The sequence below is a fragment of the Streptomyces sp. NPDC028711 genome (genome assembly GCF_055565415.1).
In genome coordinates, this window is sequence record NZ_JBVHUJ010000002.1 from 839,032 (window position 1) to 864,929 (window position 25,898).

General features: G+C 73.3%; 26 protein-coding genes. 13 read left to right on the plus strand and 13 right to left on the minus strand.

The genetic code is table 11. The features are described from left to right. Positions 1 to 22: 22 nt before the first annotated feature. On the plus strand, positions 23 to 1,516 hold the full coding sequence (locus ACZ4VK_RS09510) for a DNA-binding protein NsdB (RefSeq protein WP_468350213.1): 1,494 nt from the start codon (positions 23 to 25) through the stop codon (positions 1,514 to 1,516). Positions 1,517 to 1,592: 76 nt separating this feature from the next. On the opposite strand, the gene ACZ4VK_RS09515 is transcribed toward ACZ4VK_RS09510, so the two are convergent. Continuing rightward, positions 1,593 to 3,065, minus strand: coding sequence for a PP2C family protein-serine/threonine phosphatase (locus ACZ4VK_RS09515; protein WP_468350214.1), 1,473 nt, complete (start codon positions 3,063 to 3,065; stop codon positions 1,593 to 1,595). Between the two features lie 448 nt (positions 3,066 to 3,513). Between ACZ4VK_RS09515 and ACZ4VK_RS09520 the strand changes: the two genes are divergently transcribed. After that, positions 3,514 to 4,521: a hypothetical protein gene (locus tag ACZ4VK_RS09520; protein WP_468350812.1), complete on the plus strand. Its 1,008-nt coding sequence runs from the start codon at positions 3,514 to 3,516 to the stop codon at positions 4,519 to 4,521. A gap of 35 nt (positions 4,522 to 4,556) precedes the next feature. Beyond that, positions 4,557 to 5,759, plus strand: coding sequence for a threonine synthase (locus ACZ4VK_RS09525; RefSeq protein ID WP_468350216.1), 1,203 nt, complete (start codon positions 4,557 to 4,559; stop codon positions 5,757 to 5,759). Between the two features lie 96 nt (positions 5,760 to 5,855). On the opposite strand, the gene ACZ4VK_RS09530 is transcribed toward ACZ4VK_RS09525, so the two are convergent. Beyond that, on the minus strand, positions 5,856 to 6,551 hold the full coding sequence (locus ACZ4VK_RS09530) for an NADPH-dependent F420 reductase (protein ID WP_468350218.1): 696 nt from the start codon (positions 6,549 to 6,551) through the stop codon (positions 5,856 to 5,858). A gap of 84 nt (positions 6,552 to 6,635) precedes the next feature. Further along, a complete protein-coding gene (locus ACZ4VK_RS09535) occupies positions 6,636 to 7,214 on the minus strand; it encodes a TetR/AcrR family transcriptional regulator (RefSeq protein ID WP_468350221.1) in 579 nt (192 codons plus the stop codon). Positions 7,215 to 7,305: 91 nt separating this feature from the next. Here ACZ4VK_RS09535 and ACZ4VK_RS09540 point away from each other — a divergent pair, with 91 nt between their 5' ends. Continuing rightward, entirely contained in the window at positions 7,306 to 7,752 is a 447-nt protein-coding gene (locus ACZ4VK_RS09540) for an anthrone oxygenase family protein (protein ID WP_468350223.1), read from the plus strand. A 99-nt stretch (positions 7,753 to 7,851) separates the two neighbouring features. Then, the gene (locus ACZ4VK_RS09545; RefSeq protein WP_468350225.1) at positions 7,852 to 8,376 is read left to right on the plus strand and encodes a GNAT family N-acetyltransferase; all 525 of its coding nucleotides are present in this window, start codon (positions 7,852 to 7,854) and stop codon (positions 8,374 to 8,376) included. Between the two features lie 48 nt (positions 8,377 to 8,424). Here the strand turns inward: ACZ4VK_RS09545 and ACZ4VK_RS09550 are convergent, their stop codons facing one another. Further along, positions 8,425 to 8,976, minus strand: a complete 552-nt coding sequence (locus tag ACZ4VK_RS09550; RefSeq protein WP_468350814.1) for a YdeI/OmpD-associated family protein — start codon at positions 8,974 to 8,976, stop codon at positions 8,425 to 8,427. 228 nt (positions 8,977 to 9,204) lie between these two features. Here ACZ4VK_RS09550 and ACZ4VK_RS09555 point away from each other — a divergent pair, with 228 nt between their 5' ends. After that, complete coding sequence (locus tag ACZ4VK_RS09555) at positions 9,205 to 10,140, plus strand: carbohydrate kinase family protein (protein ID WP_468350227.1); 936 nt, start codon at positions 9,205 to 9,207, stop codon at positions 10,138 to 10,140. On the opposite strand, the gene ACZ4VK_RS09560 is transcribed toward ACZ4VK_RS09555, so the two are convergent. From ACZ4VK_RS09560 to ACZ4VK_RS09570, 3 genes are all read right to left on the minus strand, one after another. Further along, positions 10,118 to 11,407: an ATP-binding protein gene (locus ACZ4VK_RS09560; RefSeq protein ID WP_468350229.1), complete on the minus strand. Its 1,290-nt coding sequence runs from the start codon at positions 11,405 to 11,407 to the stop codon at positions 10,118 to 10,120. The two genes, ACZ4VK_RS09555 and ACZ4VK_RS09560, sit on opposite strands and share 23 nt — an antisense overlap. 234 nt (positions 11,408 to 11,641) lie before the next feature. Then, entirely contained in the window at positions 11,642 to 11,995 is a 354-nt protein-coding gene (locus ACZ4VK_RS09565) for a DUF805 domain-containing protein (protein ID WP_468350231.1), read from the minus strand. A 190-nt stretch (positions 11,996 to 12,185) separates the two neighbouring features. Next, a complete protein-coding gene (locus ACZ4VK_RS09570) occupies positions 12,186 to 12,623 on the minus strand; it encodes an SPW repeat protein (RefSeq protein WP_389683272.1) in 438 nt (145 codons plus the stop codon). A 294-nt stretch (positions 12,624 to 12,917) separates the two neighbouring features. On the opposite strand from ACZ4VK_RS09570, the gene ACZ4VK_RS09575 reads away from it, so the two are divergent. After that, positions 12,918 to 13,289: a cupin domain-containing protein gene (locus tag ACZ4VK_RS09575; RefSeq protein WP_468350233.1), complete on the plus strand. Its 372-nt coding sequence runs from the start codon at positions 12,918 to 12,920 to the stop codon at positions 13,287 to 13,289. Between the two features lie 166 nt (positions 13,290 to 13,455). On the opposite strand, the gene ACZ4VK_RS09580 is transcribed toward ACZ4VK_RS09575, so the two are convergent. Next, entirely contained in the window at positions 13,456 to 13,809 is a 354-nt protein-coding gene (locus ACZ4VK_RS09580; RefSeq protein ID WP_468350235.1) for a hypothetical protein, read from the minus strand. Between the two features lie 173 nt (positions 13,810 to 13,982). On the opposite strand from ACZ4VK_RS09580, the gene ACZ4VK_RS09585 reads away from it, so the two are divergent. Beyond that, positions 13,983 to 15,428 carry a carboxylesterase/lipase family protein gene (locus tag ACZ4VK_RS09585; RefSeq protein WP_468350237.1) on the plus strand — a complete coding sequence of 482 codons (1,446 nt, stop codon included), beginning with the start codon at positions 13,983 to 13,985 and terminating at the stop codon, positions 15,426 to 15,428. Positions 15,429 to 15,502: 74 nt separating this feature from the next. Here ACZ4VK_RS09585 and ACZ4VK_RS09590 read toward each other — a convergent pair whose 3' ends face one another. Then, positions 15,503 to 16,999, minus strand: coding sequence for an APC family permease (locus tag ACZ4VK_RS09590; protein ID WP_468350239.1), 1,497 nt, complete (start codon positions 16,997 to 16,999; stop codon positions 15,503 to 15,505). 161 nt (positions 17,000 to 17,160) lie between these two features. Here ACZ4VK_RS09590 and ACZ4VK_RS09595 point away from each other — a divergent pair, with 161 nt between their 5' ends. Next, positions 17,161 to 17,853 (plus strand): RraA family protein, encoded by a 693-nt coding sequence (locus tag ACZ4VK_RS09595; RefSeq protein ID WP_468350240.1) that lies wholly within the window; start codon positions 17,161 to 17,163, stop codon positions 17,851 to 17,853. Between the two features lie 7 nt (positions 17,854 to 17,860). Here the strand turns inward: ACZ4VK_RS09595 and ACZ4VK_RS09600 are convergent, their stop codons facing one another. Next, positions 17,861 to 18,298: an OsmC family protein gene (locus tag ACZ4VK_RS09600; RefSeq protein ID WP_468350242.1), complete on the minus strand. Its 438-nt coding sequence runs from the start codon at positions 18,296 to 18,298 to the stop codon at positions 17,861 to 17,863. A gap of 203 nt (positions 18,299 to 18,501) precedes the next feature. On the opposite strand from ACZ4VK_RS09600, the gene ACZ4VK_RS09605 reads away from it, so the two are divergent. The 4 genes from ACZ4VK_RS09605 (at position 18,502) to ACZ4VK_RS09620 (ending at position 22,330) form a co-directional block, all read left to right on the plus strand. Next, complete coding sequence (locus ACZ4VK_RS09605; protein WP_468350243.1) at positions 18,502 to 18,783, plus strand: hypothetical protein; 282 nt, start codon at positions 18,502 to 18,504, stop codon at positions 18,781 to 18,783. Between the two features lie 178 nt (positions 18,784 to 18,961). Next, entirely contained in the window at positions 18,962 to 21,346 is a 2,385-nt protein-coding gene (locus ACZ4VK_RS09610) for a molybdopterin cofactor-binding domain-containing protein (protein ID WP_468350245.1), read from the plus strand. A 15-nt stretch (positions 21,347 to 21,361) separates the two neighbouring features. Next, the gene (locus ACZ4VK_RS09615) at positions 21,362 to 21,841 is read left to right on the plus strand and encodes a (2Fe-2S)-binding protein (protein ID WP_468350247.1); all 480 of its coding nucleotides are present in this window, start codon (positions 21,362 to 21,364) and stop codon (positions 21,839 to 21,841) included. A gap of 33 nt (positions 21,842 to 21,874) precedes the next feature. Beyond that, on the plus strand, positions 21,875 to 22,330 hold the full coding sequence (locus ACZ4VK_RS09620) for a MarR family winged helix-turn-helix transcriptional regulator (protein WP_468350249.1): 456 nt from the start codon (positions 21,875 to 21,877) through the stop codon (positions 22,328 to 22,330). A 12-nt stretch (positions 22,331 to 22,342) separates the two neighbouring features. Here ACZ4VK_RS09620 and ACZ4VK_RS09625 read toward each other — a convergent pair whose 3' ends face one another. From ACZ4VK_RS09625 to ACZ4VK_RS09635, 3 genes are all read right to left on the minus strand, one after another. Next, the gene (locus tag ACZ4VK_RS09625; RefSeq protein ID WP_468350251.1) at positions 22,343 to 23,449 is read right to left on the minus strand and encodes an NAD(P)/FAD-dependent oxidoreductase; all 1,107 of its coding nucleotides are present in this window, start codon (positions 23,447 to 23,449) and stop codon (positions 22,343 to 22,345) included. A 209-nt stretch (positions 23,450 to 23,658) separates the two neighbouring features. Next, positions 23,659 to 24,498 carry a hypothetical protein gene (locus ACZ4VK_RS09630; RefSeq protein WP_468350253.1) on the minus strand — a complete coding sequence of 280 codons (840 nt, stop codon included), beginning with the start codon at positions 24,496 to 24,498 and terminating at the stop codon, positions 23,659 to 23,661. Next, positions 24,498 to 25,772 carry a VWA domain-containing protein gene (locus tag ACZ4VK_RS09635; protein WP_468350255.1) on the minus strand — a complete coding sequence of 425 codons (1,275 nt, stop codon included), beginning with the start codon at positions 25,770 to 25,772 and terminating at the stop codon, positions 24,498 to 24,500. Before ACZ4VK_RS09635 ends, ACZ4VK_RS09630 begins: the two co-directional genes overlap by 1 nt. Between the last annotated feature and the right edge of the window lie 126 nt (positions 25,773 to 25,898).

Here is a 25,898-nt window from a genome sequence, read left to right on the forward strand (position 1 = left end):
CCGAGAACCTGGGGGCTTAGACGTGACCGGAGAAACCAACACCCGCCTGGCAGACCTGTTCGGCCTGGCCGGCTGGTCCAAGGGCGAACTCGCGAGACTCGTCAACCGGCAGGCGGCGGCCATGGGCCACCCCCAGCTGGCGACCGACACCTCGCGGGTCCGGCGCTGGATCGACCGCGGTGAGACCCCGCGCGATCCCGTCCCCCGGGTGCTGGCAGCACTGTTCACCGAGCGACTCGGCCGTGTCGTGACCATCGAGGACCTCGGGTTCGTACGACACGGGCGCGCCGGAAAGCGGCAGGACGTCAGGAAGACGGAGAACCCTGACGGGCTGCCCTGGGCACCCGATCGTACGGCGGCGGTCCTCACCGAATTCACGGGAATGGACCTCATGCTCAACCGACGCGGCCTGGTGGGCGCGGGTGCCGCGCTTGCCGCCGGTTCCGTACTCAGCAACGCCATGCACGACTGGCTGCAGACCGACCCCGCACGCCAGTCCGCCCCCCAGCGGGCCACCGATCCCCTCCACGCCGACCCCGCAGGATTCGACCGCTACGAGGCCGCCCCCATCGGCTCGCAGGAGATCGAGGCCCTGGAGGCCTCGGTGGAGGTGTTCCGCCGCTGGGACGCCTCACGGGGCGGCGGTCTCCAGCGCAAGGCGGTGGTCGGCCAGCTCAACGAGGTGGGCGGCATGCTCGCCTACCGCCACGCCGACCACCTCCAGCGGCGCCTCTGGGGCGTCGCCGCCAATCTGGCCGTCCTCGCCGGCTGGATGTCGCACGACGTGGGCCTCGAACCCACGGCCCAGAAGTACTTCGTGATCGCCGCCCACGCGGCCCGAGAGGGCGGCGACCGGCCCAGGGCCGGCGAGGCGCTCTCCCGCGCCGCCCGCCAGATGGTGCACCTGGGCAGGCCCGACGACGCCCTCGACCTCATGAAGCTGGCCAAGGACGGCTCCGGCGAGCGGCTGCTGCCCAGGACCCGGGCCATGTTCCACACGATCGAGGCCTGGGCGCAGGCCTCGATGGGCCGCGGCCAGGCCATGCGCCGCACCCTCGGCGAGGCGGAGGAGCTGTTCGTCTCCGACCGGCGCGACGAGAAGACGCCGAGCTGGATGCAGAACTTCGACGAGGCCGACATGCACGGCATGCAGGCCCTCGCCTACCGGACCCTCGCCGATCACGACCCGACCGCCGCCGTCCCCGCCCAGCGCCACGCCAGGCTGGCGATCGAACTGCGGCGCGACGGCCACGACCGCTCGAAGCTCTTCGACCACATCTCGCTCGCCTCGGCCTGCTTCATCGCCGACGACCCGGAACAGGCCGACCGGTACGCCCGGCTCGCCCTGATGTCCATGGGCGAGACCTCGTCCCACCGCACCTGGGACCGGCTGCGGGAGATGTACCGGCTCACCGGGCAGTACGCCGGCTACACGAGGATCGAGCACCTGCGCGAGGAACTCGCGGAGGCCCTGCCGCAGTCCCCGGTCAACCGGCCGAGGTCCTCACAGGCCTGACCCCCCGGGAAGGGGCGAAGGGCCCCGTGAGACACCGGGGCAGGCCACGGAATTCGGCGGGCAGGGCCCTGGCGGCTCAGCGGCCGACCCGGACCACCATCACACAGGCGTCGTCCTCACGCCGCTCCTCGCCGAACTCCTCGACCACCGCACGCACGGCGTCGTGGGCGTCCCGTGCACCGGAGAGCCGGGGGCCGAGACCGAGCAGCCGCCGAGCGCCCGTGTCGTCGCCCGTACCGCTGCCCCTCGTCAGCCCGTCGGTGTGCAGGACGAGCAGGTCGCCGGGGAGCAGCCGGGTCTCGGCCTCCCCGTACACGGCCCGGGTCGTCGCGCCGAGGAGCACACCCTCGGGCCGGCGGAGGACGTGCCCCGTCCCGTCGCGGAACAGCAGCGGGGCGGGGTGTCCGGCCTGCGCCCAGGTCAGCGTCTGGGCGACCGGGTCGTAACGGCAGCACATCGCACTGCCGAGCGCGGGCTGGACGGAGGTCTCAAGAAGCTGGTTGAGGTGACCCATGAGGGCGGCGGGGCGGATCCCCGCGACCGCCATGCCCCGCAGCGCGCCGAGGAGCATGGCCATCGAGGAGGTCGCGGCGACCCCGTGCCCCGTCAGGTCACCGACCGTCAGCAGCGCGTCCCCGTCGGGCAGGGCCAGCGCGTCGTACCAGTCGCCGCCGATGAGCCCGGTACTCGCGGCCGGCAGATAGTGGGCGGCCACATCGAGCGGGGCGGGACCGTCGTGGGCGAAGCGGAGCGAGCCGCGCCACGGCGGGAGCACCGCCTCCTGGAGCTCGACGGCGACCCGGCGCTCGGTCTGCTCGATGTGGCGGCTGCGCTCCAGACTGTCCCGGCTCTCCCTGACCGCCCGCTCGCTGCGCCGCAGTTCGCTGACATCGCGGATGACGGCCCACATCGAGGCGGTGCAGCCGTCGGCGTCCAGGACGGGCTCGCCCGTCATGTGCACCGTGCGTACGCGTCCGTCGGTCCGCACGATCCGGAACTCGCCGTCGATCGGCTTCCCGTCGATCAGACAGTCCGTCACCATGCCCTGGAGGACGGGCTGATCGTCGGCGAAGACCATCGTGGGCATCTCGTCGAGCGACATCGCGCCGCTCTCGCGCGCACGCCCGAAGATATGGAACAGCTCTTCGGACCAGCTGGCCTCGTCGGTGAGCAGGTTCCACTCCGCGCTGCCGACGCGGGAGAGCAGGGAGCCGGTGCGGGCGGGGGCGCTCTCGCCGTACGCCGTGCCGGGGGCGGTGGGGAGAGCCGTGTCGATGACGGGCTCGGCGGCGCTCGGCTCGGAGATGATCTGCTCGGGGACGCCCGCGCGCAGCTGCCCCAAGTGGGCGCCGAGGTCGTCCAGTTGGTGGACCGCGAGGTCACAGAGGGCGCGCTGCCAGCGCTGCTGGGGGTCGTCGTCGTTCACCACGGCGTCCTGGCGCACGGCGACCAGCTCGCCGCGAAGGCGGGCGGTCTGTGAGATCAGCGCGTCCACCGCGCCCGGCTCCGGCTGCTGGGCGGGACGGTCCGCGAACAGAGGGGACGGCATGTCGTACTCCGATACAGGCGCGGCACGGCCAGGCCCATGTGAAAGGCAGGCCCGGATACGACTGTTGCACAGCGCGGGGGAGCTCGTAAGAGGTTTGGCAACACTCGATCCGGTGGTGCTTCTGACATATGCCAAAGGCCCGGCGGGGGAGAGCCGGGGCGCGACGCGTTACGGTGCTGGGGTGGTGAACGACGACGGAATCGGCACGGTGGGCACGCGAACGGCGGCCACGGGCGGGGCGGGCACGAGAACGGGAACGGGCACGACGGGAACAGCTGTTACAGCGGGTACGGGTGGGGTGCCTGAGGCGCGAGCGGGCGCGAACGTGGGGCCGGTGGAGCGCGCGGCGGCTGCGGGCGCACCCCGCAGGGGTGCGAGCGCGGGAGCCGTCGCCGTCACCGGTACCGCCGTGCTGCTCGCGGCCGCGCCCGCCGGGCGGGGGCGCGTCATGGATGCCACGTCCGTGCTGCCGGCCCTCGCCGCCGTACCGCCCGGGGTCTTCACCGGCACCGCCACCGCCACCGTCGTCGAACTCGCCGACCCGCTCGACCCGCAGACCGTCCTCACCCGACTGCGCGCCGCCGCGGCGAGCCCCGGCCCGCTGGTCGTCTGCCTCGCGGGGCAGCTCCATCTCGACCGCCGGCAACGACTGCCCCATCTGGCGCTCGCCCGCACCACCCCCGCGACCCTCCGCTACACGGCGCTGCCCTGGCACTGGCTCGCCGCCGAACTCGCCGTACGCGCCCCCGGCACCACGACCGTCGTCGCGGACCTCGCGGCGGACCCCGCCGTGTGGGAACGCCTCGCCGCCACACCCGACCTGCTGCACCTCGGGCCGGGCCCCCTCCTCTACGGGCGGGTCGCCCCCGCCCCGCCCAGGGGCGAGCCCCTGGTCCCCGCCTATCTGCGCTCCTGGGCGGAGCTCTGGCGTTCGGGTGCCCGGCTCCCGCACGCCACCCTCCACGCGGAGTCCGCCGCCCACGCCGCCGCGGCCGTTCCGGAGGGGCGCCTCCTGGCGCCGGCCCCCGCTCCCGTCACCGTCGCCGCGCAGGACCCGCACCCCGCGATCCTGGCCGCCGCCCTGGCCGGACGGCACGGGGAGGCGGCGGCGGTGGCCGCGGCCTGGGAGCGCGAGGCCCTCCGCCACCACGGGCCGCGGTCCGGGGAGGCCGTCCACTGGATGGAGGTACGGGCCGACCTCGCCCGCCTCGCCGGGGAACCCGCCCGCAGCTGCGAACTGTGGCTCGCCGCCGCCGAGGCCCGGCTCGGTCTGCGACAGCGGACGGACGACCCCGATGTCGAGGGGGCCGTGGACCGGGCCCACCACCAGTGGGAGCAGATCGGCGACCCGGCGCGGGCCCGAGCCCTCGGCCCGGCCCTCGTATCCCTGCGGCAACGGGTCCCCGGCCGCCAGCCCGGCGCCCTCGCGGCGCTGACGCGACGCATGGCCGGCTGACCCCCCACCCGTACCACGAGTTCCGAAAGGCCGACGTGACCTCGCTCGCCATCGCCCAGCGCTCGCTCGCCGACCCCTCCGTGCGCCACCCGCTCTGGCCGCCGCTCACCCAGGGCTGCCCCGTGACCTCCACCGACGAGGTCGCGTACCCGCTCGACATCGACTACGCCTACGACCAGGTCCCCGCCGACCTGTTCAGCCGCCCCGCCGCCCACGGCCTCGAACGGTGGGCCCCGCTGCTTCCGCCGCTCGCCGCCCCCGGCCTCGGCGAGGGCAACACGCCCCTCGTCGAACTCCCCGACGGCGTCTGGGTCAAGGACGAGTCACGGAACCCGACGTGGAGCCACAAGGACCGGCTCAACCGGGTCGCCGTCAGCGCCGCCGTCGCCTCCGGCGCCCGGGGCGTCGTCGTCTCCTCGTCCGGCAACCACGGCGCCGCGGCCGCCGCGTACGCGGCCCGCGCCGGACTGCCCTGCGCCGTGTTCACCTCGCCCTACGCGCCGCCCGCCGTCGCCTCCCACCTCCGCGCCTACGGGGCGACGGTGCTGACCGTCCCGTACGAGTCGGTGCGTCCGCTCATGCGGCGCATCGTCGACGAGCTCGGCTTCCAGAGCGTCAGCAGCGTGACGGACACCGCCCACACCGGTCACCCCTTCGGGCCGGAGGGGTACAAGACCCTCGCGTACGAGATCGCCCTCGACCTCGGCCGCGCCCCGGCGGCGGTCCATCTCCCGACCGGATACGGGGAGTTGCTCTTCGGCGTGGCCAAGGGGTTCCAGGAGCTCGTACGGCTCGGGATCACCGATTCCGTCCCCCGTATGTACGCCGCCGAGCCGGCCGCCGCCGGTGCCCTCACCGAGGCGCTCCGCACGGGCAGGCCCGTCGCCCGGGTGCCCGTGGGGCCGACCGCCGCGTACGCCATCGACTGCGAGGTGAACGGCTACCGGGGGGTCCTGGCCGTCCGTGACACGGGCGGCGCGGCCCGCACGGTGACGGACGCTCAGATGGAGGAGGCGCGGGGCGAGTTGGCCGCGCAGGGGCTCTGGTGCGAGACCTCGTCGGCCGCCGGGCTCGCCGGCCTCCGCGCGCACGGGCCGCGCGAGGACGACGGCCCGGTGGTGTGCGTGGTCACCTCCAGCGGCTACAAGGACATCGCCACGGCGAAGCAGGCGTACGCGCCGACGGCACCGGACTGGCCGTCGATCGTGTCCGCGCTGACGGCCGCCGAGGCGGAGTAGGGCCCACCCTCCTGGGGAGTTCCGCCCCCGTGAACGGCGGACGGGGCGGACGGGCCCGCGACCCGCCGCGCCCGTCCGCCCCGATCCCCGCTTCTCCTAGTGGTCGAGTCCGCTCCCGCCCCCGGTGGGGAGGACCACACGGATGCCGAACTCGTAGGTGCCGGTCGCCTCCGCGATACCGATGAAGAGCAGGGCGAAGTGCTCCTGGCCCCGCGCCGTGGCGATGCCGCCCAGGTCGAGCACCGCGTCGTCGGACCAGCCGAGATCGTTGACCAGGCCGCGCACCGTCTTCTTCGCCCCGGCGTCCTCCCCCGAGAGGAACACGGTGGCGGGTCCCTCCAGGGAGTCCGGCGCGACCATCACCTTCCGGTCGATCGTGCAGAGCGTCTTGACCACGTGCGCCTCGGGAAAGGCCTGCTGGATCTCCTCGCCGAGGCTGACGAGCGGATGAGAGAGCGTCCCGTCCTCCAGGAAGCCGACCCCGACGTCGAGGATGACCTTCCCGGCGAGCGCGGGCGCCCCGATCGCGGTGAGCAGGGCCACGGAGGCCGTGCCCGGAGTGGCGTTCACCAGGACGTCGGCGTGCGCGGCGGCGGCTGCGGAGCCGTCGATCCGTACGCCCGCCGCCGTGAGTTCACCGAGTTCCGTCAGCAGCTCCCGGTCGTCGGGTCGCCGTGATCCCACGACCACGTCATGGCCCGCCCGCGCCCACGCCGCCGCAAGTGCCTTGCCCACATGTCCAGTTCCGAGAATTCCGATTCGCATGACGCTCATCCTGGCCGTACGGGGCATGCTCGCGCCTCGGCCCCGGAGCCCGACCTCCGTCGGCCTATGGGTCTAGGACCTGTCCGGAAAGTCCGGCCGGCGCGCGGTGTGTCAGAGCCTGGCGAGCCGGTCCACCAGGAGCTCCACCCGCCGTGCGGTGTACTCCGGCGGGAGTCGTCGAGCCCGGGTCAGGGTGGCCAGTCCGTGCAGGGCCGCCCAGAACAGCTCGGTGAACAGTGCCGGGTGGACGCCGTCCCCCGCGACCTCGCCGAGGTTCTCAAGGAGGGCGGCGAAGGCGTCCTTCAGCGGCTCGGGAGTGTCCTCGTGCGCGAACGCCAGGCCGCCGTCGAGCTGGAACATGGCGTCGTAGACCGCCGGGTTCCGCTCGGCGAAGTCGAGGTAGGCGCGGGCGAGGGCGGTGACCCTGCCGCGGGGGCCGTCCGCGGCGGAGGTCGCGGCCCGTAGCGCCACGGCCATCTCGGCGGCACCCTCCAGGGCGACCGCGCCGATGATCTCGCGCTTGCCGCGGAAATGGCTGTAGAGGACGGGCTGGCTGTATTCGATGCGCTCGGCGAGCCGGCGGGTGGTGACCGCGTCCCAGCCCTGCTGCTCGGCGAGTTCACGGGCCGTGGCCACGATGAGGCGCTCGCGGCCCGCCCGTTCGCGCTCCTTGCGTTCCTGTACCGACATAATGCGATTCTAGCACTGCTAGACAATCGAGCGGCAGTAGTACTAGCGTTGCCTCATCAGCTAGCAGCGCTAGATCCCTGGAGGGGTCACCATGCTCGACGCACTCGAGGTCGTCACCACCGTGATCGTCGGCCTGATGGTGGGGGTGGAGTTCTCCGTGGCCTTCGTCATCAACCCGATCTTCAACGCACTCCCCGAGGACAGCGCCCAACTCGGCCGCGCCCATGGGGGCCGGATGCTCGGCGCCGTCATGCCGGTCTGGTACATCGGCTCGCTCGTCCTCGTCGCGCTCTGGGCCGTCGCCGGGTGGGACAGCTCCGGCACCGGCCTCGTCGTCACCGCCGCCGGACTGCTGGTCCTCAGCGTGGTCATGTCGCTCCTGCTGCTCGTCCCGATCAACAACCGGGGCAAGACGTGGACCCCCGAGAACCGGCCCGAGGACTGGAAGGAGCAGATGAACCGCTGGGACCGCTGGCACTACGTCCGCGTCGCCGTCATCATCGCCGCCTTCACCCTGCTGGTCGCCGCCCTCGTCTGAACCCGCGGGCCGGGACGGCGCCGGTGGCGCGACACCCCACTCCCCGGACGGCGGCGGGCCACCGAACTCCCGGAGCCAGGACCCTGAGATGATCGGGGCGTGGCCATCCCCCCGCGCTCCGCCCGTGTCCCGGTGCCGTCCGGTCCCGCCGGGCCGCTCACCACCGGGCGTCTGCTCCTGCGGCCCGTCCAGGACTCGGACCTGGACGCCGTGACCCGTCTGTGGACCGACCCCGAGGTACGCCGCCACCTCGGCGGGCCCGTCATCGAGTCCGTCATCCGCCTCCGGCGGCGCCGGATCGTGGGGGCGCCCGGCTTTCACACCGTGGTCCGGGCCGCAGACGGTGCCGTGCTCGGCCTGGTCTCGGTGGAACCCGGCGCGCGGGACGGGGAGGCGGAGCTGTCGTACCAGTTCCTGCCCGAGCACTGGGGGAGGGGTTACGCGCGGGAGGCGGTCCGCGCCGTCCTCGCGAGGACCCTGGAGGACACGCCGAGCGTCGTCGCCGTCACCCAGGAGGAGAACCACCGGTCCCGCCGGCTTCTGGAGGCCGTCGGCCTGGAGTACGCCGAGTCCTTCGTGGAGTGGGACGCCCATCAGGTCCTGTACCGAGGCCACCGGACCTGACTTCTCGCCCGCGCCCACTCCCCGCCCTCAGCCGGGAACGTCCCGATGTCAGCGCGGCGGTCCGCCCGCCGCGAGGGCCGCCACCGCCCGTTCGAGCCGTGCCGCCCTGGTCTTCGCCGTGCGGGCCTGGACCAGGCCCAGGATCACCAGGTAGCGGTCGGTCTTCCCCAGCGCCTCGAAGGCCTCGGCCGCCCGGGGCTCCGCCGCCAGGGCCGCCGCGAGGTCGTCCGGCACCGTCGCGTCCTTCTGCGAGGGGTACGCGGCCTCCCACCGCCCGTCCGCCCGCGCCGCCCGCACCTCGGCGAGGCCCGGCTCGCGCATCCGGCCGGCGGCGGTGAGCGCCTCGACCTGACGCACGTTGACCTGGGACCAGAGGCTGCGCGGCCGCCGTGGCGTGATCTTCTGGAGGTAGGACCGTTCGTCGAGTGCCTTGCGCTTGCCGGTGATCCAGCCGTAGATCAGCGTGCCGTCGAGGATCTCGTCCGCGTTCGGCGAGGCGAGGTCCGAGCCCTTGCGGGCGAGCAGCAGCCAGATCCCGGGAGTGTCCCCGTGGTGCTGCTCCAGCCAGGCCTCCAGCTCCTTGCCGTCGGCGAACGCCATGACCGCGAGCCCCTCGACCGTCTCCACCGGAAACCCCCTCACCCCTGCCGGCGGCACCACCCGTGACCCCGGTGGCACCCTGACCCGACCACGATATGGCACCGCACCGACACCCACCCCGAGACCGGCGTCCGCCCTGGTGGGGCACGGCGCCACGTACCATCTGCGGATCGTGCACCGGGGCACCCGCGTCGAGGTCCCCCACCTACGCCAAGGAGCTTCTGACCCATGTCCTTCCTGGTGATCGGCGAGTGCGTCGCCGACATCGTCCGCGCCCCGGCCGGCTCCGGCGCCGCCGACCGGGTCCACCCCGGCGGCAGCCCCGCCAACGTCGCCTACGGCCTCGGCCGCCTCGGCCGGGACGTCACCCTGCTCACGCAGCTCGCCGACGACCCCACCGGGCGGCTCATCGCGGACCACCTCGGGAGCGCGGGCGTACGGGTGGAGATCGGCGGCGTTCCCGCACGCACCCCGTCGGCGGTCGTGGGCCTCGACGCGCGCGGCCAGGCCACGTACACCTTCGACATCGCCTGGACCCTGGAGGCGGACCCCGCCCGACTCGCCCCCGCCCACGTGCACATCGGCTCGATCGCGGCCGTCACCGAGCCCGGCGCGGCGGCCGTCCTCGCCGTGACCGAAGGACTCCGTGACCGGGCCACCGTCAGCTACGACCCCAACGTGCGGCCGGAACTGATGGGCGACCACGCCGAGGCGGTCGCGCGCGTCGAGCGCTGCGTCGCCCTCAGCGACCTCGTCAAGGCCAGCGACGAGGACCTGGACTGGCTGTACCCCGGCGAGGATCCGCACACGGTCGCCGCCGGGTGGCTCGCCCTCGGACCCGCCGTCGTCCTGGTCACCCGGGGCGCCGAAGGCTCGCTCGCCGTCACCCGGCGGGAGACGGTCACCGCGGACGCGCCCCAGGTCGCCGTCGTGGACACGGTCGGCGCGGGCGACTCCTTCATGTCCGCCGTCCTCGACACCCTCGCCGGACGGGGGCGGGAGGCCCTCGGCGGGCTCGGCGCCGAGTACCTCGCGCGGCTGCTGCGGACGGCGGGCGCGGCGGCGGCCGTGACGGTCTCCCGGGCCGGTGCCCATCCGCCCGACCGGGCCGAACTGGAGGCGGCACGCGAGGAGTTCGCCCTCAGGTCCGGGCGTGCGTCGTGATGTCGGAGGCGAACTGTTCGACCATCGCCGGCGTGACCGTCGGACGGCACTCCCCGATGGCCTCCAGATAGTCCGCGGTGCTCGCACCCGGCGCCGGCCCTTCGCCGCCCCGGCCGCCGACCGCGAGCAGGTCACGCTCGAAGGAGGCCTGGGCGGCGATCCGGGCCGCGTGCTCGATGTCGGCGGGTGTGAACAGCTCGCTCGCGAGCACCAGTTCGTCGATGTCGACGTCCGCGCGACCGTCGGTGTACCGGGCCCAGATCGCGGCCCGCGCCGCCTTGTCCGGCGTACCGATCGGGATGAGGTAGTCGAAGCGTCCCGGGCGCAGGAAGGCCGGGTCGAGGGAGCGGATCGAGTTGGTCGCGCAGACGAGCAGCCGCTCGTCGCGCTCCCGGAAGCCCGGTATGAGCTTGAGGAGTTCGTTCGTCACCCCGTGCATGCCCCCGGGCTGCGCGGGCTCCGAGCGCACCGGGGCGATCTCCTCGACCTCGTCGATGAAGACGAGGACCCGCTCCAGCTCCGCGATCCGCGCGAACGCCGACCGCAGCGCGGCGGCGAGGTTCCCCTCGTCGGCGAGGCGGGACGGCAGGATCTCCACGAACGGCCAGCCGAGACGTGAGGCGATGCCCCGCGCGAACGTGGTCTTCCCGGTGCCCGGAGGGCCGAACAGACAGACCGCGCGCGGCGGTCGCACCCCGTGCCGGCCGGCCCGCTCCGGCTCGGCCAGCGGCAGCACCACCCGGCGCTCGATCAGATCCTTCTCCCGCTCCATCCCGGCGACCTTGGCCCACAGGTCGCCGGGGAGCAGCCGGCCGCCCAGGTCGTCGAGGAGCCCGGCGGCCGGGCCGTGCAGCGGCTCCACCTTCTCGAAGTACGCGACGGCCGGCTGGCGCGTGTACCCGGCGTTGAGGAGGCCCTCGCCGAGGAGGTCCTCCTCCGGCAGGACGTACGCGATCCGCCCGACCCGGGCGGCGACGAGCCGCCGTTCCAGTTCCACGAGGAGGGCGCTGGCGAGCCCGCGGCCGCGCCACGCCGAGGAGATCGCGATCCGCATGACCCACGCCCGCTCGCCGGACACGCAGGCGAGCGCCGCCCCGATCGGTGCGCCCTGGTGGACGGCGACGACGGCCGGCTGGCGGTTGGTCAGGGCTCCGATGCACTCGGCCAGGGAGAAGACGGACTCCTGGCCGAGCTCCGCGGTCGTGTCGATCAGATGGACGACGGCGGCGAGATCGCTCTCGCGGTAGTCGTGGATGTGCCAGTTCACCGGTGGTGCCGCCCCTCGTTGGTGCTGTTGCGGCGAGGCTAGGCGCGGTGCGGGACCCCGGTCGTGCGCCATCCTGCACAAGGCGGCACGGGCGAACGCGCCGTACCGGCTCTATGCGGCAGGTCGGAGGGAGCTCGCCGCGCGGTGCCGTCGGGCACGCGAAAAGCCCCCGGAAGGTGTTCCTTCCGGGGGCCGCGTGCGTGCGCGTGCGGGGCCTTCAGCAGGCCGGGACCGTCAGTAGGCCGGGGCCAGCTTCGGGTTGGGGCCGTGCGCGTTGTCGTGCTGCTCGCCCTCGGTGGCCGCGAAGACGATGAGGACGATGAAGCCGACGAGCGGCACCAGGCCGATGAGGATCCACCAGCCCGAGCGGCCGGTGTCGTGCAGACGGCGGACGGTCACGCCGAGGGACGGCAGGAAGACGGCCAGCGAGTACAGCGTGCTCAGCAGCGAGAAGTCGAGCGCCACACCGATGATGGCCAGCACGATCGCGATGATGATGTTGAACAGCTCGAACATCCAGAATTCCTGGCGGCGCGCCCGGCCGTTGAAGACCGCGTACTTCTTGAGAACGTCGATGTACCAGTTCACTTTGTCCCCCCAAGGACTGCGTATGTGAGCGGGAGCCTGTCCCTGTGGGGCAAGCTTTACGCAGAACTTATGTGGCTGAAACCACGTGGGTCAATTCGTTACCGAGCAGTGGCCGTTCCGCAGCGGGACGCAGTGAACGGCGGCGCCTCCGGGGGTGGAGGGGCCGCCGTTCCGGGAGAGGATCAGAGCGTCACGTCCTTCGCTTGCTCATGAGCAGTCCGCCGGCCGTGAGGGAGAACAGGCAGACGCACGCGCCGGTGATCACGTTGCTGAGGATGGTGCCGGTGTCGGGACTCTGTCCGACCACCCAGGGGGCGATGATCAGCCACGCGCCCATCAGCAGGACGACGAGGTTCAGGTCCTGCGACCGCTCGGGAACCATCGACATACACAGGCCGAGGACCGCGAGAGCGATGCCGACGACCAGGTTCGTGATGGCGAGTGCGGGCTGGGTTGCGGAGAAGTGGACCGTCCACGCGGAGATCGCGGCGTAGATACCGGCGAGGATCACAAGCTCCTCGACAGCCGCGACACCTCGGGTTTGGAGCATACGGGCATATCGGTCCCGCATTTCCGGCGCATCGGGGTGCCCCGCGATATCACCAGGACGGTGGGAAACGTCGGCCATACGACTCGCCTCCTTCTGGCGTCATGCACGTCTGACCGTACTTGCGGCGAATGGGGCCGCTGCTTCATTGTGCGCTTATCTGGCCTTTATGTGTAGATCTACCCCTTAAGGGATGCGCACAAATTTGGCGGCCGGGATATGAGCGGAACCGCCAATGATGATCATTGTTCACGGAGAATTCCCCGCAGTGCCGGGGCCGGGCCTCGCGCTTCCGCCGCGCGCGGTGGCCGACGGCATCCCGGCGTAGCCTGGAAGAGGACTCGGGGACGACTTCTCCACCGCCGGGAGCGGATGATGGCCGGCATCGTACGAAAGAGCTTCGACTCAGCGGACGAGACCCGTCCCTTCGAGGACGGCAAGGGCAGGCTCGACCTGCTCACCAGCGGAGGCGGCCCGGTCGGCCGCGCCGTGTTCGAGCCGGGCTGGCAGTGGTCCGAGCACGTCAAGCCGATCGCCGGCACCGACAGCTGCCAGGCCTCACACGTCGGTTACGTGGTCAGCGGCCGGATGAAGGTCGTCATGGACGACGGCGAATCGACCGAGTTCGGGCCCGGCGACTTCATGGAGGTCACCCCCGGCCATGACGCCTGGGTCCTGGGCGACGACGCCTGTGTCGTCCTCGACTGGTCGGGCTTCGGCGACTACGCGAAGAGGACCGGCGGCTGACGCCCCGCCGGATCCCGTCCACCGAGGGGCCGGTCGCGTAGGGCCTGTCTTTCGGATCATGCCGGCTCGCGGTCCCGGCAGGCCGGCAGGATGCAGGGTCGGTCCTCGGGACAGGGCGGTCGCGCCGCCGGAGCCGGGGCGCAGTGCCCGTACCCCAGGGGGATGTTCAGCCGTAGGCGTCCGTGACGCAGTCGACCGCGCACCGGCCGTGCTCGAACCGGCGGCGCAGCGCCGCCGCAGCATGCCGCCGGTCGACGTCGGCGTACCCGTAGCGCTCCCGCGTCATCCGGGCCACGGCCTCGACCGTGACGATCGCCGGTTCGCCCTCGCCGGCGGACCGGCGGGCCGCCGCGATCACCAGGTCCGCCGCCCGCTGGAGGTGGCGGGCGTACTCCCGCTGGGCCATGGACCGCGCCCGCGAGGGGGCGAACGGCCGCACCGCCCGCCCCTTCCAGACCACACCGGCGGTCACGAACCCCGCCGCGAGCAGCACGAAGAGCACCCCCACCACGGTATTCATCACCGGCCGCCTTCCCCCTGGTCCCGAGGCTCCCAAAGAGCCCTCCGAGTCTAGAGTTCCGGGCGGCGCCCCCGGTTCCCCACACGGCCGCGACGCGTCATTGACACGTGTCATCGGACGGTGGCAGGCTCCTTCCCGGGCCCGCGTGCCCCCTGCGGAAGGAGCAGCACCCCATGAGCACCTCCGGCACCACCGTCACCACCGGCCGAGGGCCCGTGCGGGGGGAGCGGCGCGGCGACGGCAGCCTCCGCTTCCTCGGCATCCCTTACGCCCAGCCGCCCGTCGGCGCCCTGCGGTTCGCCGCGCCCGTGCCGCCGGAGCCCTGGTCGGAGCCGCTGGACGCGCGCGCGTACGGGCCGACGGCCCAGCGGCGGCCCTTCGCCGAGGTCACCACCATCCCCGAACCCTCCGTCCCGGGCGCCGGGGTCCTCAACCTCAACGTCTTCACCCCCGACACCGCCGCCGCACTCCCCGTCCTGGTATGGATCCACGGCGGCGGCTACGTCGCCGGCTCGGCGGCCAGCCCCTGGTACGACGGGGCCGCGTTCAACCGGGACGGCGTGGTGCTCGTCTCGGTCGGCTACCGGCTCGGCATCGAGGGCTTCCTCCACCTGGAGGGCGCCCCCGACAACCGGGGCGTACGCGACTGGATCGCCGCCCTGGAGTGGGTGCGGGACAACATCGCGGCCTTCGGCGGCGACCCCGCCAAGGTCACGATCGCCGGACAGTCGGCGGGCGGCGGCGCCGTACAGACCCTGCTCGCCGTCCCCGCCGCGCGCGGCCTGTTCCGCGGCGCGCTGTCCGTCTCGGGCGCGCTCCCGCACCCCGACGGCCCCGGGGCCGCCCGCGCCGCCTCCCGGCTCCTCACCTCGCGCACCGGCGTGCCGGCCACCGCCGCGGCCCTCCAGGACCTCGGCGACGACGAACTCCTCGCTCTCCAGGACCGCCTGGCCGAGCCGGGACCGGACCGCGAGGGCCTGCCGCCGATGCTGGCGCTCGCCCCCTTCGCCGACGGCGAGCTGATCCCCGTACCCGCCCTCGACGCGCTGACGACGGGCGGGGCGGGCGCCGACGTGCCCCTGATGCTCGGCTTCACCGCGCACGAGTTCACGATGCTCCCGCCGCCCGGCCCGGAGGGCCCGCCCCTGCCCGCGCTGCTCGGCGGCCTCGGCCTCGACCCCGCGAGGACCGGGGTCTTCACCGAGGCGTACGCGGAGGTCGGCGCCGAGCGGCTCTTCGGCCAGGCGCTCACCGACGCGACCTTCCGCGTCCCGAACCTCGCTGTCGCGGACGCCCGCGCCGCACGGGGACGCCTCACCTGGCTGTACGAGTTCGCCTGGCGCTCCCCGGTCCTGGGGCTCGCCCTCCACTGCCTGGACCTGCCGTTCGCCTTCGACCTCCTCGACGCCGAAGGCGTCCCGGCCGTCGCGGGGGAGGCACCGCCGCGTGCGCTCGCCGACGCCCTGCACCGGGCCTGGGTCGCCTTCGTGACCCACCAGGACCCGGGCGCCGACTGGCCGCCCTACAGCTCCGGCAGCCGCGCCACGATGATCTGGGACACCGAGCCCCGGATCGAGACCGACCCCCTGGGCGGGGTCCGCAGGCTCTGGCTCGACTGAGGAACGGCCGCCCGCACCCCCTCCGGAAGGGCGGGGAGCACCGGCACTCGTCGTATCCGAGGACGACCGGAACCTCAGCGCTTCCTGCCGCGGACGAGCTCGGGGTCGGCCACGCCCGGGCGTTCCTCCCAGAACACGGGCGACCGCAGCCGCCACACGACCATCAGGGACACCCCGGTGAGCGCGATGGCGATCCCGATGACCAGCGGCGGCCCCAGACCGAACCAGGCTGTGCCGCTGTACGAGTTCGCCGGATCCGCCATGTCGGTGACCGACCTCACCAGGAGCCAGGTCAGCAGCCCGGCGCCGACGAGCGGGCCGACGCCGATCAGCAGGAGGTTGTGGACGCTGTCGAGGAGATGGCGCCGGTAGTAGACCGCGCAGGCGACACCCGTGAGCGCGTAGTAGAAGGCGATGAGCAGCGAGAGCGCGGTGAGGGAGTCCAGGAGGGCACCCGTGCTGATCCGGTTCACCACGAGGTACCAGGCGATGGCGATGCCGGCCACCCACCACGTGCTCACGTCGGGGGTCCGGAAACGCGGACTGATGTGACCGTAGTGCGCCGGCAGCGCGCGGCGGCGGGCCATGGAGAGAGCGGTGCGCGAGGCCGGGATGATCGTCGTCTGGGTGGAGGCGATCGCGGACGTCGCCACGGCGAGGAGCAGCACCCAGTCCCAGCCGCCCAGCACGTCGGTGGCGAGCCGGGCGAAGAGGAACTCCTCGTCGTCCGCGTGCTCCGCGAGGAACGCGGGACCGGCGTACGCGACGATCGCGAAGCCCACGGAGACGTAGGTGACGAGCAGGATGACGGTCGACCAGAGGCCCGCCCTGCCCGGGGCGCTCGCCGAGTCCTCGACCTCCTCGGTGAGGTTGACGGCTGACTCCCAGCCCCAGTAGATGAACACACCGAGGAGCAGACCCCCGGTCAGTGCCGCGCCTCCCGCGCCGAAGGGGTTCAGCCAGCCGAGGGCGGGTTCCACGGAGTCGTACGTGCTCGTGCCGGCGTACACCCGGTAGAGCGCCACGCAGACGAAGACGAGCAGGAAGGAGACCTGCGCCAGGATGAGGACGTTCTGCACCTTCGCCGACAGCTCCGTGCCGATGACACAGACGGCCGTCATCGCCAGGATCAGGAGCACGGTGAGCGACTGGCGCACGAAGACGTCGCCCACCAGGCCGTCGAGGCCGAAGGAGAGCAGCGCGAAGCTCACGGCCACGTCGGCGAGGGAGCCGACGACCAGGACGCCGGTCATCGCGATGGCCCAGCCGCCGAGCCAGCCGGCCCAGGGCCCCATCGCCCGCGTCACCCAGGAGAACGTCGTCCCGCAGTCCTGGTCCACCTTGTTGAGGTAGTAGAACGCCGACGCGATGAGCAGCATGGGCACGAAGGACGCGCACATCACGCCGGGCGCGTGGAGCCCGGCGAGGGCGACGATCGGGCCGATGACGGCCGCGAGGGAGTACGCGGGGGAGGTGGAGTTGAGCCCGATCACCAGGGCGTCGACGAACCCGATCGCGTCCGCCTTCAGACCCGGGTCCCGCTCCGGCGACGCGGCGTCCTCTGCGGCCATGGTCTCTCGCTCCGGTTCCGTTCGGACGGCGCTCCGAGGGGTGCCCCGGACGGACTGGGAGGTCTGCCCTCATGGTAGGAACGCCCGGCGGCGCCCGCACTCCGGACGGCGGCCCCACCTCTTCGTCCTCCCGTCCCCCTCGTCACAGAACGGAACGCCCGATGCCGAAGGACTTCGCCGAGCTCTCCACCCCCCTCGTCGCCGACGCCTGCGTACGTCTCGGGGAACCGCTGCGTGCCGCCCCCGCCGGGATCCTGCCCGTCGTCCCCGGCGGACGTCTCGCCGGACGGGCGCTGCCCGTGCGGCACTACGGAAGCGTCGACGTCTTCCTGGAGGCCTTCGCCCACGCCGAGCCCGGCGACGTCCTCGTCATCGACAACGCCGGCCGGCGCGACGAGGCCTGCGTCGGCGACCTCGCCGTCCTGGAGGCCGAGGCGGCGGGCGTCGCCGGGGTCGTGGTCTGGGGGCTCCACCGGGACACCCCCGACCTCGTCGAGATCGGCCTGCCCGTCTTCTCGTACGGCCGTTACGCGCCCGGGCCCGTACGCCTCGACCCACGGGACCCTGACGCGCTCCTCACCGCCCGGTTCGGCGACCACGAGGTGACCGCCGGCGACGTGGTCTTCGGCGACGACGACGGGGTGCTCTTCGTGGCGGCCGCCCGCGCGGACGCCGTCCTGGAGGCCGCCCGGGCCCTCTTCCGTACGGAACGCGAGCAGGCCCGCCGGATCAGGGCGGGGGAGACGCTCCGCGCGCAGACCCGGTTCGACGCCTATCTCGCGGGCCGGGCCGAGGACCCCTCGTACACCTTCCGGCGGCATCTGCGCCGGATCGGGGGCGCGATCGAGGAGTGACCTGGTCTCAGCCCTCGAAGCCGACCGTGCCGTCCGGCAGGATCGCCTCCACGCGCGCGCCGTGCTCCACCGTCCGGCTCACCGTGCAGAACTTCTCGTGCGTCAGACGCACTCCGCGGGCGAACACCTCGGCCGCCCGCGGGTTGCTGTCCGGCAGGTCGAACTCGTAGCTGACCCTGATCCGGCCCACCCGGCCGTCGTCCTCGGGACCGGAGACCGACTCCACCACGATCCGCAGGTCGTCGTGGTCCACGGCCCGCGCGGTCCGGTCCACGACGAGACCGCCGCAGCCGCCCATCGCCGCGAGGAGCAACTCGACCGGGGTGAACGAGGGCTGCGCGTCGGCGTCGTCCGCGGCGGCCATCCGGACCTCCGCGCCCCGGTCGTTGCGGGCGGTCCAGTTCCGGTACCCGGTCCGGACGGTCTCGATGCGGTAATCGGCCATGGCGGCGGTCTCCTTCGTCGTCGTACGCGTCCCCGTACGGTACGGTCACCCGCCCGAGCGACTCACCCGCCCACGCCACGCCGGGCGGACGCACCGGGCACGGGTCCCTCGCGGGTCCTCGCGGGTACGGCTGAGTAGCCCGGTACGCGGGTCTGAGTACGTCGACCGATACGCCGGCCACCGGCCACTGATGGACTGTGACCATGAGCTTCGACGCCCGGCGCCCCCGCCCCCTCCAGCACGTCACCGCCACCGGTACGGCCCTCGCGGTCGCCCTCGGCCCGCTGGTGATCGGCGCCCTGCTCGCCCGGTCGGTGGGCGGCGACCCGATGGTCTCCGTCAACGCCCTGATCGCGGGCGGCGGTCAGCGGGCCCGGATCTCCCGCGCCCAGCTCCGCTCGGGCGCCCGGCTCCGCCCCGGCGCGCGCCTGGCGTCCTGCGCCGCGATCCGCCCCGGCGACCGGCGGCGGACGCGGAGAGGGTGACGACCTCGTGCCGCGACGCCCCTACGACGACAGCCCCGACCGAACCGCCCCGCCGGAGAGCCCCGACCGAACCGCCTCCGCCGAACGGCTCCCGGACGTCACCCACATGAGCGATGATCATCGCATCTGAGGAGATCCGGCGGGACAGGGCCGGGACCACGTCGAAAGGGCAGATCGCATGGCGAGGCGTCACCCCGCGCGGGACGACCACCCCACGAGCCGCACCGGAGACGGTACCGAGCGCCCGGACGGCGGGAAGGAAGCCGGCATCCCCCGCCGGCGCTTCCTCGGGTACGTCCTCGCCGCGCCGACACTCACCGTCGCCGCCCGGATCGGCGCCGAGGCGCTCGCGCCCACGGAGGCCGCCGCGGCGCCCGCGCTCGTCCCCTCGCTGCCGGGACCCGCCGAACTCCTCGACCTCAACGAGCTGCTCACCCTCGCCGCCCTGCCCACCAGCCACCTCATCACCCTCCGCCTCGACGCCGACGGCACGGCCCACTTCGCCCTGCCCCGAGCCGAGGTCGGCCAGGGCGTCACCACCTCCAGCGCCATGATCGTCGCCGAGGAACTCGACCTGCCCCTGGACAAGGTGCGGGTGACCCTCGCCGACGCCCGGCCCGAGCTGCTCTTCAACCAGCTGACCGGCGGTTCCAACACCACCTACTCCACCTACACCCCGATCCGGGTCGCCGCGGCCGTCGCCCGGGGCCGCCTGCTGCGCGCCGCCTCCCTCGTCCTCGGCGAGGCCGTCGACACCCTCACCACCAGGGCGGGTGCGGTCGTCTCCCCGACGGGGGCGCTGCTCGGCTACGGCGAACTCGCCGCGAAGGCGGCCGTCCTCACCGACACCGCCGTCGCGGTCACCCTCAAGGACCCCGCCCGCTTCCGGGTCATCGGCACCGGGCAGCGCCGCGTCGACGCCCTGGAGGCGGTCACCGGCCGCAAGAAGTTCGCGATGGACCTCCAGGTCCCGGACGCCCTGCCCACCATGGTCTGCCGGCCGCCCACCATCAACGGCACGGTCCGCTCCGTCGCCAACGCCGCCGAGGTCCGGGCCATGCCCGGCATCACCGACGTCGTCACCGTATCCACCGGCGTCGCCGTCCGCGGCCGTACCTTCGGCCAGTGCGTCGACGCGGTCCGCGCCCTTCGGGTCGACTGGGGCCCCGGCACCGCCGAGGGCGCCTCCGACGCGACCGTCCTGGAGAAGCTCCGCCGGGCCGAACTGCCGCTCGTGGTACCGCCGCTGCCGCTCCTCACCAAGGCGGTCGACGCCCGCTTCACCTTCCACTTCGCGAGCAACGCCGCCCTGGAGACCAACTGCGCGATCGCTGACGTCCGGGAGGACTCCGCGGAGATCTGGGCCTCGCTCAAGGCTCCGATCGTCGCCCAGGAGCAGATCGCCCTCAAGCTCGGCCTGCCGCCCGCCGCCGTCCGCGTCCATGTCACCGAGGGCGGCGGCTCCTTCGGGCGCAAGCTGTTCTCCGACGCCGCCCACGAGGCCGTCGAGATCTCCCGGGACCTCGGCAAGCCCGTCAAACTGATGTGGCACCGCACCGACGACTTCCGCCAGGGCCGTACGCACCCCATGTCCACCTCACGGGTCCGCGCCACCTACGCGCTCGGCGAGGTCCTCACGTACGAGCAGCGCCACACCTCCGTGGCCACCGACTTCGGGCACGGCGTCGGCGAGGTCCTCACGGCGGAGGCGGCCCGGCTCCCGGTCGCCGACGCCGCCTTCTCCCAGACGATGTTCCAGCTCACCCAGATCAGCCCGTACCACCTCGGCGTCACCACCCAGCTGCTCGCCGAGACCGACAAGGGCTACAACACCGGGTCCATGCGCAACATCTACTCGCCCAACGTCCGCTGCGCCCAGGAGCTCGTCATGGACGAGCTGGCCAGGCGCATGGGGCAGGACGGTTACGCGCTGCGCCGCCGCCTCGTGAAGGACCCCCGGGCCCGCGCCGTGCTCGACAAGGTCGCGGAGGTCGGGGAGTGGGGCCGGACCATGGCCGCCGGCACCGCCCAGGGCATCGCCGTCCACACCGAGTACCACTCCGCCGTCGCGATCCTCGCCGAGATCGACTGCCGTCCCGAGACCACGGGACGGAAGATCCCCGGCGCGTACACCGGCCCCCGTGTGACCAAGGTGGTGTGCGCCGTCGACGTGGGCCTCGCCGTCAACCCGCGCGGTCTCGAGGCCCAGATGATGGGCGGCATCTCCGACGGCATCGCGATCACCCTGACCTCAGGACTCCACCTGCGCGACGGGCACTTCCTCGAAGGCAGCTGGGACCAGTACTTCTACACCCGGCAGTGGAACACCCCGCCCGAGCTCGAGATCATCGTGATGCCCCCGACCGGCGACAAGCCGGGCGGCGCGGGCGAACTCGCGGTCGCCGGAGCCATGGCCGCCGTCGCCTGCGCGTACGGCCGGGCCACCGGCACGATGCCGACGGTCTTCCCCGTCAACCACGCCGAGCCGCTCGTCTTCACCCCGCTGCCGACCGTCCCGCCCGTCCCCGCCTCGCCCACCGACGGCCGCGACCGCGCCCTGTAGAGACCTGGAGTCCCCGTGCCGCAGCACACCTTCATCCTGAACGGCAAGGCCGTCACCGCCGACGTCGAGGGCGACGTCCGGCTCCTCTGGGTCCTCCGCGACGTCCTCGGCGTCACCGGCCCCAAGTACGGCTGCGGGGTCGGCGTCTGCCGGGCCTGTACGAGCCACCTCAACGGCAAGGCGTTCACTCCCTGCGCCGTGCCCGTCGAGGACCTCGGCCCTGAGGACGAGGTCACCACCATCGAGGGCCTCCCGGACACCGTGGGAAGCGAACTCCACCCGATGCAGGAGGCCTGGCTCGACCTCGACGTCGCCCAGTGCGGCTACTGCCAGCCGGGCCAGATCATGACCGCGGTGGCGGAGGTCCGCCGGGCCAGGGAGGCCGGCCGGGAGATCACCGAGTCCGACCTCGACACCATCCGCAACATCTGCCGCTGCGGCACCTACGACCGCATCCGCCAGGCGGTCATGGAAGGCGCCCGCCGCATGGAATGAGCATGGTTCGTACCGCGAAGGTATTCTGTTCGTATGGCGAAGGAAGACGGCGGGACGTTCAGTGTGGTCACCGCGTTGGTGCGCGGCGCCTTTCTCGTGAACGCGGTCTACGCGGACGCCGGCCGGGTGTACGGGCTGACGCCGCAGCAGGGGCAGTTGCTCTGCGTCCTGATGCCCGGCCCCACCGGGATGGGCGAGCTCGGCGGCAAGCTGGGGCTCGCCAAGTCCAGCCTGACGGGTCTCGTGGACCGTACCTCCCGCCTCGGCTTCGTCCGCCGCGAGGCCGATCCGGAGGACCGGCGGGCCGTGCGGGTGGCGCTGACGGAGGACGGCGCGCGCCTCGCCGAGGACTTCTACACCGAGGCCTGCCGCCGGATCGAGGACCTGCCGTCGGGGCTCGACGCCGCCGAGCGCGAGCAGCTGGCCGGGCTGCTCGGCCGGGTCGTCCAGGACAACGAGGTCCCTGCCGTCTTCGTCGACCCGGCCTGATCGACACGTCCCCTACGCCGGGGCGGCCACGCCCGTCCCGAAGAGCTCGACGAACCGGCCCGTGAAGAGGTCGTTCCCCTTGTACTCGGAGACCGTCTCGGCCGGCAGGACGAGCGGCCCGTCCGGCGACGGGAACTGTCCGACGCCGCCCAGCGGTCCGAGCGGCAGCAGCACCGACGGGACGGGGGAGGGCAGGTAGGTCGCCTCCGGCCGCTCGCCGCGGACCTGGGCGAGGATGTTCCGGGCCACGACCTCCGCGTGCTGCATCGCGTAACCGGCCATCTTGGCCTCGGCGACGTCGGTGACGTCCCCCACGGCGTAGACCCGCTCCTGTCCCTCGACGCGCAGCAGTCCGTCCACCCGCACCTGTCCGGCCGGAGTGAGCGTGGCCGCCAGCTCCGTACCGAGGAAGCCGCCGTGGACGCGGACGCCGTGGCAGCGGAACCAGATGTCGGCGCCGATCTCGCCGCCGTCCGTCGTCGCCACGGTGAAGGCCCCGGCCCGGCCGGGACCGGTGGGCGGCTCCGCCACCGTGCGGGTGCCGAGCAGCAGCTCCACGCCCAGGGCGTCGAGCTGGCGGCGCAGGTCCTCCCGCAGCTCGGTGGCGAAGCCGGGCACCAGCTCCGTCGCGGGGTCGACGATCGTGACCCGCTTCTCCGGCCACACGGCCTTGATCTCGCCGGCGAGTTCGAGCCCGACGGGCCCGGCGCCGCTGATCAGGACCCGCTCGGCGCGGGCCAGCTCGGCGTGGGTGTTCCTGAGCAGGCCGAGCGCCTCGGCGGCGGAGTCCGTGTCGAACTTCGCGGGGTACGGGTAGGCCGAACCCGTCGCGAGGACGACGTAGTCCGCGTCGATCCGGCCGCCCGATGCGAGCGTCACGCCGTGGGCGTCGACGGAGGCGGCGCGCTCGCGGACCACCCGGCCGCGGGTGAGCAGACGGTCGTACGGGAAGAAGATGTTCTCGGCCCAGTCGGGGCGCACGAGCGCCCGCAGCGAGCCTGCGGCGTGCACGAAGGCGTCCTTGGGCTCGACGAGGACGACATCGGCCTCCGCGTCGAGCGCCTTGGCCACGGCGGCTCCGCCGTACCCGCCACCGATCACCGCGACGACTGCGTTCATGGTGTTTCCCCCTCGGAAAGACATGCTTGTTTGTTCGCGCTACGAACCATAGTAGTTCGTGGTGCGAACTGTAAAGGTCTTCCTGAGGATCACACCGAAGGCGCCGCCAACTTCTCCTCGCCGTCCCGGCCGGCTCCAGACCGCCGACGCGCGCAACGAGGAAGGCCCCCGCCGTCCCGGCGGGGGCCTTCTTCTGTCCGTGGCGAGGGTCAGGCGGCAGGCGGGACCCGGGACGGGCGTCCCGCGCCGCGCGTCAGCACATAGCCGCCGACGCCCGCGAGGGCCGCGAGTATGCCGCCCGCGGCGGTCCAGAGCCAGCGGTCGGACCACCAGCCGGAGGACCAGCCGTCCTCCGGGGCCGCCGCCTCGACGGCCGAGGGACGGCCGGCGTCGGCGTCGGCCTCCGCCTGGTCGGCGGTCGTCGCCCCGGGCACGAGCGGCGCGGCGAGCGCGCCGTCCGAGGCGTAGGCGCCGCCCTCGTCGACGGTGCTCACCCCGACCTGGGCGGAGAACGGCTGGCCGAGGTCCTCGTCCGGCAGCCCCGTGACGGTCAGCCGCACGTAGTAGCTGCCCGGCAGCGGGTCGTTCGCCCAGGCGTCGGCCGCGGCACGGACCGGCCGCAGCACACAGGCGAGCTCCACGGTCGCGGCCTCCTTGGCAGCCGCGCGGGACTGCGTCCCGTACATGCACGGCTGACGGCGCCTCAGCCCGTCGTACACGTCGACCCGCCAGGTCGTCGCCCCGTGCCGCAGCGCCGTGTCGGGCAGCGTCACCGTGGCCTTCACCGTCGGCCGCTGCCCGGTGTCCGCCGGGAACACCCAGTACAGGTAGTCACCCGTGGCGGCCCGCGCCGTCGCCTGCTGCCCCGGCAGGAACCGGGCGGCGGTACGGAAGGTGGTGCCCGCCTCCGTCGGCCCGGCCGTGGACGGGGTGTCCGCGCCCGGGTCCGCCGTGGCGGTCGGGGAGTCGGCCAGGGCGGCCGGAGCGGCGAGACCGAGAAGAGCGGCACCCGCGAGCGCGGCCGCGGCGATCATGCGTACGGTACGCATCAGTGGGTCCTCCAGACAGCGACGCGCCAGCGGGACAGCCAGCCCCAGAGCAGACCGGCCACGAAGCCGACGAGCACCAGCGCGCCGAGCAGCCACCAGCCGCGGCCGAGACCGAACGAGGCCACGTCGGAGGCGGCCGACGGGCCGTCGACGACGTCCACGGTCAGCTCGATGGGCATGCCCGGCGTCGTCTTGACCGACGGGGGAGCGGAGAACGAGTTGCTGACCTGGAGACAGACGGTCTCGGCGGCCGGCTTCGCGTCGCCCGGCTCGTCGTCGAGATCCGGCTTCGGGTAGCGCAGACCGGTCGAGATCACATCGGTTCGCCCGTCGCCGGCCTCGGAGCCGCGCACGATCTCCCGGCCGTGCCGGGTGACGGCACGCAGCAGCACCCCGTAGTCGTTGTGGACGGCCCGGTCGGCCGACACGCTGACGGAGGCGCGCAGTTCCTGACCGGGCAGCAGCTCCACCCGGTACCAGCGGTGCTGGCCGAAGGCCTCGCGGTCCGTGAACAGGCCCGGCTTGAGCAGCGGCGCGTCGGCGCACCGCACGGCGCCCTCGGTGGCCACGGGCGTGACGACCGGGTCGGCGGCGCGGTCGACCAGCTGGCGGACCCGCCGGGACAGGTCCTCCGTGCGGTGGACCGAGGTGTACGTGCCTCCGGTCGCCTCCGCGATGCACGTGAGCTGCTGCCGGGTCTTCGCGTCCGGCACCAGGCCCAGGGTGTCGATGACGAGGTGGATGCCCTTCGCCGCGATCTCCCGGGCCACCTGGCACGGGTCGAGCGGGGCGCAGGTGTCCTCGCCGTCCGTGATGAGCACGATCCTGCGGGTGGCGTCACCGCCCTCCAGGTCCTCGGCCGCGCCGAGCAGCGCCGGGCCGATCGGCGTCCAGCCCGTCGGGGCCAGGGTCGCCACGGCGGTCTTCGCCTCCGTCCGGTCGAGCGGGCCGACCGGGTACAGCTGCCGGGTGTCCTTGCAGCCCCGCTTGCGGTCCGGCCCCGGATAGTCGGCGCCCAGCGTGCGGATGCCGAGCCGGACCTCCTCCGGCACCGCGTCGAGCACCTCGTTGAAGGCCTGCTTGGCCGCGGCCATCCGGGACTTGCCGTCGATGTCCTTGGCCCGCATGGAGCCGCTCACGTCGAGGACCAGCTCGACCTTGGGGGATTCCTTCGCCACCGGCTCGTCGGCGGCCGCGCTCGTCGGCAGGAGCACGGCGCTCAGGGCGGCGAGCAGCGCGCAGGCCCCGGTCGCCAGCCGTTTTCTCGTGATCATCGCCGGATCGTATTGATGATCCACCGACAAACCAAAACGGAGGCGGCGCCCGAGCCCGACTCCGCACTCGCCCGCGTGCGCCCCCTGACCCGTACGGTCCGTCATCTCCCCGGCGGAGAGCGGGGG